The 15600-nt window shown below is 70.2% G+C and carries 20 protein-coding genes and 1 riboswitch; of the genes, 10 read left to right on the top strand and 10 right to left on the bottom strand.

Annotated elements, in window-relative coordinates; all coding sequences use genetic code 11:
* Position 1 precedes the first annotated feature (1 nt).
* Both MRBLWH3_RS04915 and MRBLWH3_RS04910 read left to right on the top strand, forming a co-directional pair.
* The gene (locus MRBLWH3_RS04915; RefSeq protein WP_363429247.1) at positions 2-733 is read left to right on the top strand and encodes an urease accessory protein UreD; all 732 of its coding nucleotides are present in this window, start codon (positions 2-4) and stop codon (positions 731-733) included.
* Positions 734-807: 74 nt separating this feature from the next.
* A complete protein-coding gene (locus tag MRBLWH3_RS04910; RefSeq protein WP_363429245.1) occupies positions 808-1815 on the top strand; it encodes a HoxN/HupN/NixA family nickel/cobalt transporter in 1008 nt (335 codons plus the stop codon).
* Between the two features lie 11 nt (positions 1816-1826).
* Here MRBLWH3_RS04910 and MRBLWH3_RS04905 read toward each other — a convergent pair whose 3' ends face one another.
* On the bottom strand, positions 1827-2120 hold the full coding sequence (locus MRBLWH3_RS04905; RefSeq protein WP_363429243.1) for a hypothetical protein: 294 nt from the start codon (positions 2118-2120) through the stop codon (positions 1827-1829).
* A 516-nt stretch (positions 2121-2636) separates the two neighbouring features.
* Between MRBLWH3_RS04905 and MRBLWH3_RS04900 the strand changes: the two genes are divergently transcribed.
* Positions 2637-2912, top strand: a complete 276-nt coding sequence (locus tag MRBLWH3_RS04900; RefSeq protein WP_363429241.1) for a MerR family transcriptional regulator — start codon at positions 2637-2639, stop codon at positions 2910-2912.
* A 37-nt stretch (positions 2913-2949) separates the two neighbouring features.
* Here MRBLWH3_RS04900 and MRBLWH3_RS04895 read toward each other — a convergent pair whose 3' ends face one another.
* From MRBLWH3_RS04895 to MRBLWH3_RS04885, 3 genes are all read right to left on the bottom strand, one after another.
* On the bottom strand, positions 2950-3150 hold the full coding sequence (locus MRBLWH3_RS04895; RefSeq protein WP_341995034.1) for a hypothetical protein: 201 nt from the start codon (positions 3148-3150) through the stop codon (positions 2950-2952).
* A gap of 155 nt (positions 3151-3305) precedes the next feature.
* A complete protein-coding gene (locus MRBLWH3_RS04890; protein WP_363429239.1) occupies positions 3306-3785 on the bottom strand; it encodes a DUF6326 family protein in 480 nt (159 codons plus the stop codon).
* A 96-nt stretch (positions 3786-3881) separates the two neighbouring features.
* Positions 3882-4238, bottom strand: coding sequence for a zinc-binding dehydrogenase (locus MRBLWH3_RS04885; protein WP_363429237.1), 357 nt, complete (start codon positions 4236-4238; stop codon positions 3882-3884).
* Between the two features lie 114 nt (positions 4239-4352).
* On the opposite strand from MRBLWH3_RS04885, the gene MRBLWH3_RS04880 reads away from it, so the two are divergent.
* Positions 4353-5027: a TetR/AcrR family transcriptional regulator gene (locus MRBLWH3_RS04880; RefSeq protein WP_363429235.1), complete on the top strand. Its 675-nt coding sequence runs from the start codon at positions 4353-4355 to the stop codon at positions 5025-5027.
* A gap of 101 nt (positions 5028-5128) precedes the next feature.
* On the opposite strand, the gene moeB is transcribed toward MRBLWH3_RS04880, so the two are convergent.
* The 6 genes from moeB to MRBLWH3_RS04850 form a co-directional block, all read right to left on the bottom strand.
* The gene (gene moeB / locus MRBLWH3_RS04875) at positions 5129-6304 is read right to left on the bottom strand and encodes a molybdopterin-synthase adenylyltransferase MoeB (protein ID WP_363429233.1); all 1176 of its coding nucleotides are present in this window, start codon (positions 6302-6304) and stop codon (positions 5129-5131) included.
* The gene (locus MRBLWH3_RS04870; RefSeq protein ID WP_363429231.1) at positions 6301-7113 is read right to left on the bottom strand and encodes a thiazole synthase; all 813 of its coding nucleotides are present in this window, start codon (positions 7111-7113) and stop codon (positions 6301-6303) included. Before MRBLWH3_RS04870 ends, moeB begins: the two co-directional genes overlap by 4 nt.
* On the bottom strand, positions 7076-7315 hold the full coding sequence (gene thiS, locus MRBLWH3_RS04865) for a sulfur carrier protein ThiS (RefSeq protein ID WP_363429229.1): 240 nt from the start codon (positions 7313-7315) through the stop codon (positions 7076-7078). Before thiS ends, MRBLWH3_RS04870 begins: the two co-directional genes overlap by 38 nt.
* On the bottom strand, positions 7312-8529 hold the full coding sequence (gene thiO, locus MRBLWH3_RS04860; RefSeq protein WP_363429227.1) for a glycine oxidase ThiO: 1218 nt from the start codon (positions 8527-8529) through the stop codon (positions 7312-7314). The genes thiS and thiO overlap by 4 nt, the downstream gene beginning before the upstream one ends.
* An 8-nt stretch (positions 8530-8537) precedes the next feature.
* Positions 8538-10271, bottom strand: coding sequence for a phosphomethylpyrimidine synthase ThiC (gene thiC / locus MRBLWH3_RS04855; protein ID WP_363429226.1), 1734 nt, complete (start codon positions 10269-10271; stop codon positions 8538-8540).
* A riboswitch (TPP riboswitch) is annotated at positions 10270-10378 on the bottom strand. It overlaps the preceding gene by 2 nt.
* 52 nt (positions 10379-10430) lie before the next feature.
* Positions 10431-11030: a TetR/AcrR family transcriptional regulator C-terminal domain-containing protein gene (locus MRBLWH3_RS04850; RefSeq protein ID WP_363429225.1), complete on the bottom strand. Its 600-nt coding sequence runs from the start codon at positions 11028-11030 to the stop codon at positions 10431-10433.
* 77 nt (positions 11031-11107) lie between these two features.
* Between MRBLWH3_RS04850 and MRBLWH3_RS04845 the strand changes: the two genes are divergently transcribed.
* From MRBLWH3_RS04845 to MRBLWH3_RS04820, 6 genes are read left to right on the top strand one after another with little or no spacing between them, the layout of a single operon-like run.
* Positions 11108-11755, top strand: a complete 648-nt coding sequence (locus MRBLWH3_RS04845; protein WP_363429224.1) for a biotin transporter BioY — start codon at positions 11108-11110, stop codon at positions 11753-11755.
* On the top strand, positions 11752-12846 hold the full coding sequence (locus tag MRBLWH3_RS04840; RefSeq protein WP_363429222.1) for a class I adenylate-forming enzyme family protein: 1095 nt from the start codon (positions 11752-11754) through the stop codon (positions 12844-12846). The genes MRBLWH3_RS04845 and MRBLWH3_RS04840 overlap by 4 nt, the downstream gene beginning before the upstream one ends.
* Complete coding sequence (locus tag MRBLWH3_RS04835; protein ID WP_363429220.1) at positions 12836-13960, top strand: thiolase family protein; 1125 nt, start codon at positions 12836-12838, stop codon at positions 13958-13960. The genes MRBLWH3_RS04840 and MRBLWH3_RS04835 overlap by 11 nt, the downstream gene beginning before the upstream one ends.
* Complete coding sequence (locus tag MRBLWH3_RS04830; RefSeq protein ID WP_363429218.1) at positions 13957-14640, top strand: energy-coupling factor ABC transporter ATP-binding protein; 684 nt, start codon at positions 13957-13959, stop codon at positions 14638-14640. The genes MRBLWH3_RS04835 and MRBLWH3_RS04830 overlap by 4 nt, the downstream gene beginning before the upstream one ends.
* The gene (locus MRBLWH3_RS04825; protein ID WP_363429216.1) at positions 14634-15245 is read left to right on the top strand and encodes an energy-coupling factor transporter transmembrane protein EcfT; all 612 of its coding nucleotides are present in this window, start codon (positions 14634-14636) and stop codon (positions 15243-15245) included. The genes MRBLWH3_RS04830 and MRBLWH3_RS04825 overlap by 7 nt, the downstream gene beginning before the upstream one ends.
* A complete protein-coding gene (locus tag MRBLWH3_RS04820) occupies positions 15242-15568 on the top strand; it encodes a CHY zinc finger protein (RefSeq protein ID WP_363429214.1) in 327 nt (108 codons plus the stop codon). The genes MRBLWH3_RS04825 and MRBLWH3_RS04820 overlap by 4 nt, the downstream gene beginning before the upstream one ends.
* Positions 15569-15600: the final 32 nt, after the last annotated feature.

The following is a 15600-nucleotide window of genomic DNA, read 5'->3' as shown; positions in this document are numbered from 1 at the left end:
CATGAACCCCACGGTCGTCGACATCTCCCCGCGCGGAGCGGATGTGTCGTGCGCGCTGGCAGGCGAACTCATCGTGCCGCGCCTCGTGCGTCGACACGGGAGATCCGCCGAAGTGGCGCTCGTCGCCGGGCGCGCGATGCTGCTTCCCGGCGACGACGTCCGCATCCGGATCGCGGTCGGCGCGGGCTGCGCGCTCAATCTCGTCGACATCGGCGGCCTCGTCGTCTACGGGCGCCCGGGAGAAGCCGGCGACGCGTCGCAGTGGCACGCCCGCGTCGACCTCGAGCCCGGCGCGCGCCTCGCCTGGGAGGGTCTTCCGACGGTGGTCACGGATGCCGGTTCCCTTACGCGGTCGCTGACCATCACGCTGGCCCCCGGTTCGTCGGCGGTCCTGCGCGAGACCCTCGTCCTCGGCCGCACCGGGGAGCGCGGCGGCCGACTCACGGCGGAAACAGATGTCTCCGACGTGATCGGCCCGCTCGTGCGGGAAACCCTCGAGGTGCGCGGCGACTCCCCCGTCCCCGGCATCCTCGGCCCGAATCGGGTCATGGACAGCGTCATCACCGTCGGGGAACAGGCGTCCGTCGCCGAAATCGAGGGTGCGACCCGTCTCGAACTCGAGCGAGGAGGAACGGTGGTGCGCTACCTCGGCGACGCTGCGCATGAGAGCCCGCTCGAGGGCCTCCTCATCGCCGCAGCGCGGCTCGAGCGGGAACCCGCACCTGTCGCGTGAACGACGAGGGAGAAAGCGGCGCGCTCTCGGCCCCAGGACCGGCGCCCGTCGGATCGGGAAGGAACGGAGCATCCATGAATCGCATGACACCGGCAGCACGCCGCGTGCTGATCGTCGCCGGCGCGCTCTTGATCGTCAGTTGGGCGCTGTTCGCGATCGTGGTGCTGCCCGGCGACCATCAAGCCGGCACATCCACGTTCGGGACCGGTCTGGCCGTCACGGCCTTCGTGCTCGGCATGCGTCATGCGTTCGATGCCGACCACATCGCCGCCATCGACAACACGAGCCGCAAGCTGGTGGCCGACGGGAAGGACCCGTCGAGTGTCGGCGTGTGGTTCGCGCTGGGGCATTCGACGGTGGTGCTGGTGGCGGTCGGCCTCGTGACCGCCGGAGTCGGAGCCCTGACCTCCCAGATCGGGGCGGAGGATTCTCCACTGGGTGTCTTCACGGGGGTGTGGGGGCCCACAGTGTCGAGCGTCTTCCTGCTCGCCATGGCAACGGCGAACCTGGTCATCCTCTTTCGACTTCTCCGTCACGCACGCGGAGGCGCCCCCGTCCAGGACGCCCCCGCGGCTGGCGGCCCCATCTCGGTGGTCATCGCGCGCACCGCGGCCACGCTGGACGCCCCGTGGAAGATGTTCGTCGTCGGCCTGCTGTTCGGGCTGGGATTCGACACCGCTTCCACCATCACGCTGCTCCTGATCGCCGGCGGGGCGGGCGTCGTCATGCCGTGGTACGCGGCGATGGTTCTGCCGCTGCTGTTCACCGCGGGGATGGTGACGTGCGACGGCATGAACAGCATCGTCACGGCGAGGCTCTATCGATGGTCGGCGGATCGTCCCGAGCGGCGGCGCCGCTACAACGCCACCCTGATCCTGCTCTCGGTCACGGTCGCCTTCATCGTCGGGACCGTCGGCCTGTGCGGCGTGCTCGTCGACTCCGCGGGAGTCCGGTGGGCACCCGTGGAGGCCGTCGCGGCGACGAATCTCGATTCGTTCGGGTTGATCATCGTCGCCGCGCTCCTCATCGCGTGGCTCACCGGCTGGATCTTCGCCCGCTCGCAGCGCGCGGCCACAGCATGACCTCGCAGCGACTACACCGCCACTGCGAGGTGGGCACCGGCCGGTGGCCGGTGCGGAATGGGGATCGGTTTCGTTCTGTTCGGCATGCGGGCGACCACATCCTCCAGCACGGAGTGGACCGAGTGATACCAGCGGTCGAGGGCAAGACCGCGCACCCACGTCACTTCGTACTCGTCGAGGTCCGCCTGCCAGATGTGGGCGATCACTCGGCGGGGATCGCCCTCGTCGCACGTGAGGTCGTGAACGACCCATTCCAGATCGTTGACCTGCTTGGCCTCGAATCGAGGATGAGGGCCGAGATCCATGGTGACTCCCTTCCGTTCGCGCGGGTGCCGGCCGCGGATGTTGCGGCCAGCACCACGCGTCGGCACGGCCGCCGATAGCGCGGGCGCTCCGTGGCCGGGCCGAATCTTCAGACGCGGGGGCGGGTCTCCGCAGGAGGCGAACGAACCCGGGTGCGAAGAACACTCCTCTCACCGGGGCGGATGAATCGGAGCGATCTCGCAGCGGGAAGGACCATGACCGCGCGCGATGGCAGCTCGGCCGACGACGTCGCCGTTCGCGCCGGGAACGACCGCCGGACGATGCGGAAGAATTCCTCATCGACCCATCGCTGGTCGGCGCCGGGCGAATCTGCCGGTTCGTGCGCCTGCGGCGCTTCGGCGCGCGCTGCCACGAGCATCATCGAGAACCACCTCTTATCCACTTCACCCGAGAACTGAAGCCGTCACTCAAGACGGAGATAATCTGCGATCTGTGTTGTAGATTTTTTGTAACTCACCGTGAAGCATGCCGCAACGCCTTTTAAGGAAACTCTCAGAATGCCGGACCGCAACTCCTCGACTCCGCTCTACGGGATCGCCGTGGCGGCCGATCTGCTGGGGATACCGGAGGCCAGCCTGCGGCTCTTCGAGAGCAAGGGGCTGCTGACGCCGTCGAGGACGCAGGGCGGTACCCGTCGCTACAGCGACGACGATCTCGTGCGCCTTCGGCGAATCGCCGAACTGCGCGAGCAGGGCCTCAACCTCGAGGGCGTGCTTCGAGTACTCGAGCTCCAGGACGAGAACCAGGCGCTGCGGGACGAACTCGCAGGCTGAGGCCTCTGCGACGGCGAGGGCGTATCACGGGGGACGCCTAGAGGCGTCTCACGTAGATCGCAGTTCCTGCCTCCTCATCCTCGACGTCGAGGCGATACTCCTCGCCCCGGAACCACGCCGCGGTGGGGATCGATCCGTCGGACTCCCGGTCTCGGACCTCGACGCCGACGGCGACCCGGCGCTGCCCGCCGGTGGCCACTTCGTCGAATCGGGCCTCGAACGTGTCCGGAGGTGCCATGAGGTGAGCGTACGCCCACGGCGCGGACCATTCGGGACAACATGAAGAGTGGCGATGGCCAAGGTCCCCGTCGGCGCCACGGTCGGTTGCCGAGAGAGCGCGCATCCGGGCTCGTAGCGTCGCAGGATGAGCGGCGGTTCCGACGTAGGTATCCGTCATCGTCGAAGGTCGGTCGTCGCGGGATCTGCGGGGGCGACGGCGGGGGTTCGGGGCCATGTCCAGGCGGAGCGCAGGATGAAGGCCAGGAGCAGCACCTCGATTCCGATGGAGAGGCAGTAGAAGAAGGCCCATTCCCAGGTCGCTCCGGCGGCATTGAACATCGAGTAGGGGATGTAGAGCGCGGCGACGGCGAGGTTCGTGGCGCGGTTCACCTTGGCGGGCATCATCAGGGAGAGCATCACCATGACGGCGGGAAGCGCCACCGACGCGAGCATCACGGTCAGCAGGGTCGGGGTGACCTCGAACCTCCAGACGAGACCACCCAGGATGCTGTCGACGACACCGGGCTTGTAGAAGTTGAGGATGTCGACGTAGACGTAGAGGAACATGAAGCTGGTCCATGCGGCCGCGAGCTTGGCCTGCACGGGGATCCGCGGGTAGTCGAGCAGGTTCGGGGTTTTCGTTCGGATGGTCATCGGTCTTCTTTCACGAGGAGCGGTTCGTCCGCCGGAGTGGCGGCTGGTTCGGCGGGTGCATGCGCACGAGTAGGGTCGTTCTCGTCGGCCCGGTCGTCAGACGGTGATCACGACCTTCCCTCGGGTGTGGCCGGCCGCGATGCAGCGGAGGGCGTCGGCCGCTTCGTCGAGCGTGTAGGTGCGGTCGATGACGGGCGCGACCTGCCCGGTCGTGAGCAGGTCGGTCGGACTCAGGAGGTCCTCGCGCCTCCCGAACGACGCGAACGGCCTCTGCCGCTGACCGGAGAACCCGGACAGTACGCGCGCTGTACGATCCGACCGCGGGGGCCGATCCAGCGCCCGCCGCGCCCGCTGTCGGGGACGAGGCTGCCGGTGGGCGTCAGCGCTCGGCGCACTGCAGCCAGGGGCTGTGCTTCCACCTTGTCGAGCATCCGATCGCTGGTCGATTCCCACGCTGGCCTCCCCAAGTCTGAGCGACAGCCGTCGCTCGTACACCGTACGTCGTACGCTGTACTATGGCCGTACGCCGTACGATTGTCAAGCCGTCCCAGCCAGCGAGGAGACTCCGTGCCTGCGAAAAGACAGCGCCAGGTCGCCTCCGACCTGGGATTGAACAGACAGCGGGTCGTGGTCGAGGCGATTCGCCTCGCAGATTCCGAGGGAATCGACGGGCTGAGCATGCGCAGGCTGGCCGACGCGCTCGGCGCGGGCGTGATGTCGCTCTACCACTACGTCGCGGGCAAGGAGGAGTTGCTCGACACGATGATCGACATCGTGTTCGAGGAGATCGAACTCCCGCCCGAAGAGGGCGACTGGCAGTCAGCGATACGACGGCGGGCGACATCCGCGCGACAGGTTCTCGCACGACACCCGTGGGCGAACGGTCTGATGGAGTCGCGGACATCTCCCGGGCCCGCGAACCTCCGCCACCACGAAGCGGTCACCGCCCGCCTCCGGCGGGCCGGCTTCTCGGCCTTGATGGCGACGCACGCCAACTGGGTGCTCGACAGCTATGTCTACGGTTTCGCGCTGCAGGCAGCCAGCCTGCCGTTCGACACCGCGGACGAGCTCGCGGACGTGATCGAGGATGCCTATCTGCCTCAGCTGCCTCATGACGAGTTCCCCTACCTCCACGAGTCAGCCACGGCGCTCGTCGCTGCCGGCTTCGACCCGGCGGAGGAGTTCGTCTTCGGCCTGGACCTCGTCCTCACCGCTCTCGAGCCCCTGAGAGACTCCGCGTAGCCGAGCTCGCGGACCGTTGCGCGGCGGGGTGAGGGTTGGCTCGAGCCGGCTGTGGTGGCGGGCCCATCGCTCAACGCGCGATCGACGGCGCGCGCCGGTGATCAGGGTCGGCCGGACAGCGCAGTCCATCGGTCGAATCCTCCGGCGAGGACACGCACATCCCGGTGCCCGGCGGCTGAGAGGAGCATCGCCGCGGCCCGCGCACGCGGCCCGGCTGCGCAATAGACGATGATCGGGAGCTCGGAGGGCACGCCGAGGCGACCCGGGCCGTCGCTGCGGAGCCGGGTGAGCGGCACGGAACGGGAGCCCGAGATATGCGCTCGAGCGTGTTCGTCCGCCTCGCGGACGTCGAGCAGCTCGAACGCCGCCTGGCCCGACGAGCGCTCGAAGAGCGACGTGCGCAGCTGCTCGACGGTGATGATGTCGGGTGCGTCGGTAGCCGGGATGCTGAGGCCGCACGGATCTCCCTGATGTCGGACCTCGGCGATCGGCGGTCGGTCGGAGTCGGGCTGGATCCTCAACTCGCGCCAGGTGGCCTCAGCGAGGTCGAAGACGGCGAGCCGCCCGAGCAGAGGTCTTCCGGTGCCGGTGATGAGCTTGATCGCCTCCCCGGCCATCATCGAGCCGGCGACTCCGCAGAGCACTCCCAGCACGCCGGCCTCGCCGCACGATGGGGCCGATTCCGGCGGAGGGACGTCGGGGTAGAGGTCGCGATAGGTGGGTCCGCAGGTGTTCCAGAAGACGCTGACCTGGGCGCCGAATCGGAGGATCGAGCCCCACACGCACGGCTTGCCGGTCACGGCGGCAGCATCGGACACGAGGTAGCGGGTCGCGAAGTTGTCTGCGCCGTCGATGACGAGGTCGTACTGCTCGAACATCGTCACGGCGTTCTCGCTCGACAGGCGCACCGGATGGGTGCGGACCTCCACCAGGGGGTTGAGCGCGGCGAGCGCATCGCGCGCCGAGTCGACCTTGAGGCGGCCGACATCGCCGACGCCATGGACGATCTGGCGCTGCAGGTTGCTGGCTTCCACGCGGTCGTCGTCGACGATCCCCACCGTGCCGACGCCGGCGGCTGCGAGGTAGAGGAGGACCGGGGATCCGAGTCCGCCGGCGCCGATGACCAGCACGCGCGCGTTCTTCAGCCGCCGTTGACCCGTCCCGCCGATCTCGGGAAGAAGGATGTGCCGGGAGTACCGGTCGAGTTCTTCGGGCGCGAGCGTCGGCGCCGGAGGGACGAGCGGTGGCGGGACCACCCGAGCCGAGGCGGTTGTCATAGGTCCGGTCGTCCTTCCATGGCGGAGGAGGCTCGGGCGGCGGCGCGGCGGGGGATGCGGCCCGACCGGTGGGCGAGCCGCCCGGCGACGACGGCGTGTCGGAAGGCCGTCGCCATGCCGACGGGGTCCTGTGCGCGGGTGACAGCGGTCGCCAGCAGCACGGCGTCGCAGCCGAGCTCCATGGCGAGGGCGGCGTCGGATGCAGTGCCGATGCCGGCGTCCAGCACGATCGGGACGCCGGCCCGTTCGACGATGAGGGAGATGTTGTGCGGGTTGAGGATGCCGAGCCCTGTCCCGATCGGCGCGCCCAGCGGCATCACGGCGGCGGCGCCCAGTTCTTCCAGGCGCAGGGCGAGTGCCGGGTCGTCGTTGGTGTATGCGAAGACGACGAATCCCTGGCCGACGAGCTGCTCGGTGGCGGCGGCGAGTTCGGCGCCATCGGGGAGGAGGGTGTTCTCGTCCGCGATCACCTCGAGTTTTATCCAGTTGGTGGACAGCGCCTCGCGTGCCAGTTCGGCGGTGAGCACCGCCTCCCTCGCGGTGAGGCATCCTGCAGTGTTCGGAAGCAGCCGGATGCCATGGTCGTTCAGGAGCTGGAACAGGGAGCCTGTGCTCGACGGGTCATGCCGACGCATCGAGACGGTGGTGAGTTCGGTGCCGGAGGCCCGCAGGGCGTCGCCGAGCAAGGCATGGCTCGGGGCTCCGCCCGTGCCCATGATCAGTCGTGAGCCGAGGTCGACGCCGTCGATGCGCAGGGTGTCGGTGGCCACGTCAGCCTCCCTGTGTGGCGCTGACGATCTCGACCGCATCGCCGTCGGCGAGCTGCTCGCGTGCCCATCCCGCGCGAGGGACGATGACCGAGTTGACCGCGACGGCGATGCCGAGGGTCCTGCCGTCGGGGATGGTGCCATCGGTGGCGACGCGAACGCCCAGGATCCCTTGCACCAGATCGGCGACCGACTGAGGCGCGGACGCGTGATGGGGTTCGCCGTTGACGGTGATCGTGGTCATCGGTGGAGCCTTTCTGCCAAGAGATCTGCGGGAGCGGTGGTGAATCGATCGGGGCGGAACGGGCTCCATCGCGGATCGGCGCGGCCGTCGATGAGCCCGAGGGCGATGTCTGCGGCGAGCGGGGCGAGAAGGACCCCGTGCCGGAAGAAGCCGGTCGCGACGACCAGCCCGGGGACGGCCGCGCCGTTCCGGCTCCGAACGCGGCCCAGCAGAGGTGCGTTGTCGGGTGTGCCCGGTCGCGGCCGCGCCGTCGCTTCGATGAGCGGCAACTCCCCCACCGCAGGAACAACCTGCTGCGCGTCACGCAGGAGCCGGTGCACGCCACCTGCGGACACAGCATCCAAGCCGTCCTCGCGCTGCGTCGCGCCGACGACGAGCGTGCCGTCGGAGCGGGGCACCAGGTAGACGCTCTCCCCGTGAACCAGGGCACGCACCGTGCTTCGGAGAAGGTGGCGGAGCCGCTCGGGCACCCGCAGCCGGAGGACGTCGCCGTACACGAGCCGAAGCGGGAGATCGAGCCGACCCGGAAGTCCCTGGATGGCGCGCGCACCGACCCCGTTCGCGAGCACCACCTCCGCCCCGCCGATCGTCGTACCATCCGCCAGCCGGACGCCGATGACATCGGAGTCGTCCGCTGCCCGGTCGAGATGCAGGAGCCCGACTGCCTGCACGCGGACGATCCCCACCTGCCGCCCCTGGCGGGCCGCGCGCACGAGCTCGTCGAGGAGCCGGGCCGCGAGCATGCGGGGGTCGATCTGATGGTCGCCCGCAACACGGTAGACACTGGTCACCCGCGGCCCGAGCAACGGTTCGCGGATTCGAGCGTCGCTCGTCGTCAGCGGCTCGACGTCGAGCTGAGCACGACGATGGGCGGCGTGGAGATCTGCCAGCGCCTGCCGGTCCCCGTGGTCGACACCGACCAGCAGCGTCTCGTTGCGGAGGTAACCCACCGCCTCGTCCACCGGTTCCAGCTCGCGCACGAATCCGGGATACAGTGCCGCGGACTCCCGCATCGCGGGCAGGAGCGCATCCTCCTGGAAGTTGTACTCGCTGACCGGAGCGAGCATTCCCGCCGCCGCGAAGGTGGCTCCCTGAGCCGGAGCCGGGTCGACGAGTTGCACCGAGCGCCCGCTCCGCGCGGCGCGCCACGCGATGCTCAGCCCGATGATCCCTCCTCCGACGACGATCACATCGGCTGTCGATCGGTCGGCCATTGCGAGCCCTACTGCGCCCGCAGCGCCGTCACGGGAAGGTAGACCCTCCCGCCGGAATCCCTGAACTCCGCGGCCTTCTCCACCATCCCGGCGGCCCGCGCGGACTCGGTGACGAGCCCGAACTGATCGCGGATGTCCTGCGAGATGCGCATGGAGCAGAACTTCGGCCCGCACATCGAGCAGAAGTGCGCTGTCTTCGCCGGCTCGGCCGGCAGGGTTTCGTCGTGGAATGCCTCCGCCGTGACCGGGTCGAGCGACAGCGCGAACTGGTCCCGCCACCGGAATTCGAACCGCGCCTTCGAGAGCGCGTCATCCCGAGCATGCGCGCCCGGGTGCCCCTTCGCGAGGTCGGCTGCGTGCGCGGCGATCTTGTAGGTGATCACGCCGGTCTTCACGTCGTCGCGGTTCGGCAGCCCGAGGTGTTCCTTCGGGGTGACGTAGCAGAGCATCGCCGTCCCGTAGCGGGCGATCTCGGTGGCCCCGATCGCGGACGTGATGTGGTCGTAGCCAGGCGCAACGTCCGTCACGAGCGGCCCGAGCGTGTAGAACGGCGCACCGTCGCACAGCTCCTGCTGGCGCTCGACGTTCTCGCGCACCAGATGGAACGGCACGTGGCCGGGGCCCTCGACCATCACCTGGACGTCGCGCTTCCACGCCCGCCTGGTCAGCTCGGCGAGGGTGTCGAGTTCCGCGAACTGCGCGGCGTCGTTGGCGTCGGCGATCGATCCCGGACGAAGTCCGTCACCGAGCGAGAAGGCGACGTCGTACTGGGCGAAGATCTCGCAGAGCTCGTCGAAGTGGGTGTACAGGAAGTTCTCCTGGTGGTGCGCCAGGCACCAGCCGGCCATGATCGAGCCGCCGCGTGAGACGATGCCGGTGACCCGCTCGGCCGTGAGCGGAACGTACCGCAGCAGCACGCCGGCGTGGACGGTCATGTAGTCCACGCCTTGCTCGCACTGCTCGATGACCGTGTCGCGATAGACCTCCCAGGTGAGCGCCGACGCGTCGCCGTTCACCTTCTCGAGCGCCTGGTAGATCGGCACAGTGCCGATCGGCACCGGCGAGTTGCGCACGATCCACTCGCGGGTGGTGTGGATGTCATCCCCGGTCGACAGGTCCATCACGGTGTCGGCGCCCCAGGTCGTCGCCCACTGCAGCTTGGACACCTCGTCGGCGATCGAGCTCGTCACCGCGGAGTTGCCGATGTTGGCGTTGATCTTCACGAGGAATGCCTTGCCGATGATCATCGGCTCCGACTCGGGGTGATTCACGTTGCTCGGGATGATCGCCCGCCCGGCCGCGACCTCGGAGCGCACCAGCTCCACGTCGCAGCCCTCGCGCAGTGCGACGAACCGCATCTCCGGGGTGATCACCCCGTTCCGGGCGTAATGCATCTGAGTGACCCTGCGCCCCGCCTTCGCCCGGCGCGGGCGGCGCTTCTCGCCTTTCCATTCGACGGATGCTGCGCCCCGGCGCACCGCGGAACGGCCGTCGTCGTGAAGGTCGCGGTCGCGGCCGGAATACTCGTCGGTGTCGTCGCGGGCGACGATCCACTTCTCGCGCAGCGGCTCGAGTCCCCGCTCCGGGTCGCTCTCAGACCCTTGCGTGCGGTACACGGTCACGGGTGCGTTGGTCGAGCCGTCGGGAGACGGGTCCAGCAGAATCTGGTCGACAGGCACTCGGATGTCGTGTTCGGCGTCGTGCAGATGCGCGAGAACGCGTGATGAATGGACGGACTCCATGGAGGCGACTCCTACTTCCTTCGCCGGCATTACCCGGACAGGTTCGAACGGTCGCGGGCCGCGTCAGCCCGATCTCAGCCCTTGCGAGGGCACCCGTGTGGATAGCGCAACGGTACCGCAACCGTCCGGGCCGACGCACACCGTGTCGGATCCCGTCGGTCAGCCGTCGAGGCGACGGGACCGCAAACCCCCCACGAGGAGTTCGACACCGAACGCGAAATCGGCCTCGGGGACGTCGTCGTGCCGGAGTGCCCCAGGCGGGTCGCCGTGAACGCCCAGTTGGCGGTACTGCTGTCGTTGCTGCTCGTGCAGGACCTGACCGAGCACGAAGTGCAGCAGGGCGGATGTCGCCCGACGGACCGATTCGTCGTCGAATCCGCCGGCGGCGATCGCTGCGGCGAGGCGCTCGTGCGCTGCCCGGGATCCGAGCCCGAGAGCGAAGGTGCTCGCGACGAGCTCAGCACCGTCGCGGTGGGCCAGCAGCGCTCGGCGCAGCGCGGAGGCTTCGGCGCGAACCCGAGACGCCCAATGCAGGTCAGCCGATCCGGGGTCGACCTCGGTGACGATCCGGTCGGAGAGTTCCGCCAGCAGGCTCTGCTTGTTCGGGAAATGCCAGTAGAGGGCGCTGGGCTGCACCTCCAGCGCGGCCGCGAGCCGGCGCATCGTCAGGTCGGGGAGGCCGTACTCGTCGAGGATCCGCATCGCGGCGTGCGCCACCTCGTCACGGGTGTGACCCCGATTTGCTCTCGCCGTCCCCATCAGCCCACTATATTGAACACTGTTCTAGTGAACGGTGTTCAGGTGACACTCCTCCCCGGCAGAAGGGACCTCGTCCGATGGCCACACCCCCCGCTTCCTCACTCGACCGACCGGCACGCGCGAGCGCACTCGACGCGACCGCTCTCGCCCGCGTCGCGGTGTTCGCCGCCATCATCGCCGTCCTGGGCCTGCCGGGAGGGTTCACGATCCTGGGGTCGGTCCCGATCACGGCGCAGACTCTCGGCGTGATGCTCGCGGGCGCCATCCTCGGCCCCTGGCTCGGTGCGCTCTCGGTCACGGTGCTGCTCGGTCTCGTCGCGGCGGGCATGCCGCTGTTGGCGGGCGGTCGCGGCGGGATCGGGGTGTTCTTCGGACCGTCCGCCGGCTACCTGCTCGGGTGGATCGCCGGCGCGATCGTGATCGGGCTCATCGTGCACGCCGGCGGCCGCAAGCCCACGACCGGGCGCACGCTGCTCGGGATCGTGGTCGGCGGCATCCTCGTCGTCTACGCCTTCGGAATCCCGGTGCAGAGCCTCGTGACGCGACTGCCGCTCGGAGAGACGGCGCTGACCAGCCTGGTGTTCGTGCCCGGCGACCTCGTGAAGGCCGTGCTCGCGACGGCGATCGTGGTCTCGCTGGTGCGGGCATACCCGCGGGCGTTCCGCCGGACGTGGACGATGAAGCCCGCCGCCGTGGCCGACAGCGATCCCACCACCGTGTCGTGATCATCCCGCTGGGCGGCGAGGTCGCCGGTCTCCTCGAGCGTGTGCGCGAGGTTCGCGATGCGGGCGACATCCCGCTCGTGGGCGATCCTCGCTGGCCCCGCGCCCAATGGGAGGCGGTGCTCGGGGCGGCAGCAAAGGCCGGCTCGCCCGAGGGCATCGCCTGGGCCTCGCTCACGTCGGGGAGCAGCGGCAGTCCACGGCTCGTTCTGCGCACCGCATCCTCGTGGAGCGACTCGTTCCCGGCGATCTCGGAACTGCTGTGCGCGGATCCGGGCGAGGCGGTGGCACTGACCGCGCCGCCCGCCTCCTCGCTGACGCTCTTCTCGATCGCGCACGCACTGTCGGGTGGCCCGCGCCCGGTGCTCGGCGCCGTCGACGGCGCGGAGGTCACGTGCCTGCACGGCACTCCGCAGGCACTGCGGGCGATTCTCGACGCGGGCGCGCCACCGCAGCTGCGGACCGCGCTCGTGGGGGGCTCGCACCTCGACACCGCGCTCCGGGAGCGGGCGCGGGTTGCCGGCATCCGTGTCGTGTCTTACTACGGGGCGGCCGAGCTCTCGTTCGTCGCCATCGACCACGGCGACGGAATGCGCGCGTTTCCCGGCGTCGAGCTGGCGATCCGCGACGGCGAGCTGTGGGTGCGGTCGCCGTTCGTGGCGTCCGGGTACGCGGGCGCGCCCGGTCCGCTGCGCCGCGACGGCGATTGGGCGACGGTCGGCGACCGCGCCGAGCTCATCGACGGACGACTGCGTCTCCTCGGACGCGCGGACGATGCCATCCTGAGCGCATCCGCGACGATCGTGCCCGAGGAGGTCGAAGAGGTTCTGCGCACGATCCCGGGTGTCCGCGATGCGATCGTGTTCGGTCTTCCACGCGAACGGATCGGGGCGCTGATCGCGGCATTCGTCGAGCTCGAAGGCCCCGGCCCCGACGCCGCTCTGCGCGAGATCATTGCGACGCGCCTGGCACCGGCGCATCGCCCACGCCAGTGGTTCGCCGGCGAGCTGCCGCGCACCGCGTCGGGCAAAGCGGCGCGCGCCGAAGCCGTGCGCCGAGTGTGCGATGGGGAGGTGTCGCGCCTTGTCGTCTGACCGCGACCCCGTGATCATCGCCGCCCGGCGGACGCCCATCGCCACGCGTGGCCGGGGACTCGCTGGACGGAGCGTCGGCGACCTCGGCGGGGCAGTGATCCGAGAGGCACTGGCGGATGCGCAGGCACTGACCTGTTCGCCCGTCGACGTGGCCGACGTCCTGCTCGGCAACTGCATGGGCCCGGGTGGCAACCCCGGGCGGATCGCCGCACTTGCCGCGGGGCTCGGTCCCGAGGTTCCTGGCGGCACCGTCGACAGGCAGTGCGGCAGCGCGCTCGCCGCCGTGGTCGACGCGGTGGCCGCGATCCGCGCGGGCGACGAGCGCGTGCGGGTGGCCGGGGGCGTCGAGAGCCCCTCGACCGCCCCGGTGCGCATCACGGACGGCGTGCCGTACGACCGCGCCCCCTTCACCCCGCCGGGCTTCCCCGACCCCGACATGACACGGGCGGCCGAGGACCTCGCGGCGCACGACGGCATCCCACGGAGCCGGCAGGACGCACATGCGGCGCGCAGTCACGCGCGGGCGCGGGCCGCGCTCGCCGCCGGTCGCTTCGACGCCGAGCTCGTCCCGTTCGCGGGACTCCGCCACGACGACGCGATCGGCGGCGCCGAGCCGCTGCTGCCACGACTGCCTGCCCTCTTCCCCGGCGGAACCGTCACGGCGGGCACCTCGACGCGCATCGGCGACGGCGCGGCCGTCGTCGTCGTCGCTCCCGCCGGCACCGCGCCCGGTCTCGCCGTACGCACGGCCGCGGTGGTCGGCTGCGACCCCGCGCTGCCCGGCATCGGCGCGGCGCCCGGCATCCACTCCGCGCTGCGCGCAGCAGGCGCGACGGTCGCCGACGTCGAGGCGTTCGAGATCGTGGAAGCCTTCGCCGCGCAGAGCATCGCCGTGCTCGACCGAATCGGCGTCGACGAGGACGACCCACGGGTGTGCGCGGACGGCGGCGCGCTCGCCCTCGGTCATCCGTGGGGCGCGAGCGGGGCGGTCGCTCTGGTGCGGCTGTTCGCCCGGCTCGTGCGCGCGGACCGGCCGGCGGGCACGCTCGGTGTCGCCGCGGCGTCGGTCGGCGGTGGGCTGGGAATCGCCGCCGTCGTCGAGGTGGTGCGATGACGATCCGGCTGGTCGCCGCCGATCTCCGCCTCGGCGAGACCGACGTCCTGCGCGACGTGACGGTCGACCTCGCCGCGCGCACCGTCGCGGTCATCGGCGAGAACGGCTCGGGCAAGTCGACGTTCGCCCGCCTCATCGGCGGCCTGGTGCGACCCACCAGCGGGACGATCAGCGTCCTGGGGCTCGACGCTGTCAGGCATGCGGCGGAACTGCGACGACGCACCGCGATCGTGTTCAGCAACCCCGACGCGCAGATCGTGATGCCCACCGTCGCCGAGGACGTCGCGTTCTCACTCCGGGCCGAACGGATGCCGCCCGCCGACGTCCGCGAACGGGTCTCAGCCGCCCTCGCGAGGTTCGGGCTCACGCCGCTCGCCGACCGCTCCGCGCACGACCTGTCGGGCGGACAGAAGCAGCTGCTCGCGCTGTGCGGCGCGTTCGTGCGCCACCCCGACCTGGTGATCGCAGACGAGCCGACCGCCTACCTCGACGCCCGCAATGCGCGCCGTGTCGCCGACCACCTGCTCCGGGACGAGGGGCACCGGCTTCTCCTGGTGACCCACGACCTCGCCCTGGCGCAGCGCTGCGAGCAGGCGGTGCTCTTCGCCGGAGGGCGGGTCGTGGCGGTCGGTGAGCCCGGGGCTGTGGTGGCCGAGTACGAGGCGGCTCTGCGATGCTGACGCTGTACCGACCCGGCGACAGCTGGCTCTATCGGATGCCGGCCGGTCCGAAGACGCTCCTGCTCCTCGTGCTGGTGCTCGGTGTGCTCGTCCTGCCGTCCCAGTGGTGGACGGTGGGTGCGGCGGGCGCGATCAGCGTCATCGCCTACGCGGTGGCCGGCCTCCGAGACGGCGCATGCGGCACGCGGGAACTGGGCCGTCAGCTGTTCGCGATCCGCTGGGTGATGCTCATCACGGTCGCGGGGCAGTTGCTCTTCCTCGGGCCCGAGGCCGCCGTCGCCAACGCCGCCCGGGTGACTGCCTCCCTCGTCCTGGCGGCTCTGCTCGTCCTCACCACCCGCGTCAGCGCCCTGCTCGACGCCTTCGAACGCGGCTTGCGCCCGCTGCGACGCATCGGCGTCGACAGCGAGCGGACCGCGCTCCTGCTGACAGTCACGCTCGGCACCGTTCCCGTGTTGGCACGACTCGCCGCCGAGGTACGAGACGCCCAACGCGCCCGCGGCGCGCGCGCGAGTCTGCGGCGGTTCGTCGTCCCGTTCCTCGTCATCTCTCTCAAGCACGCCGATCAACTCGGCGACGCCCTCGCCGCCCGGGGCCTGCGATGAACCGCGGCCGGCCGGCCGTGCGAGGCGCCGTCGTCGACGCCGAGACGCGCTGCATCCACTACGCGACACCCCTCGACGTCATCGCGATCAAGTTCCCGTGCTGCGACGAGTTCTACCCCTGCCACCTCTGCCACCACGAGGCGGCCGGCCACCCGGCCGAGCAGTGGCCGACGGAATCGAACCACGAGCAAGCCATCCTCTGCGGCGCCTGCGGACACCTCCTCACCATTGCGGCGTACGCCCACACGAACGCGTGCCCGGCCTGCGCGGCATCATTCAATCCGCGCTGCAAACTGCACTGGGACCTGTACTTCGACACCTGAACGTGCGAGCCGGCGACGTCGCCAGCGGCGGT

The organism is Microbacterium sp. LWH3-1.2 (genome assembly GCF_040675855.1).
Lineage (GTDB): Bacteria > Actinomycetota > Actinomycetes > Actinomycetales > Microbacteriaceae > Microbacterium.
The sequence above is the reverse complement of the archived record's forward strand: the minus strand, read 5'-3'. Positions and strand labels throughout refer to the sequence as shown.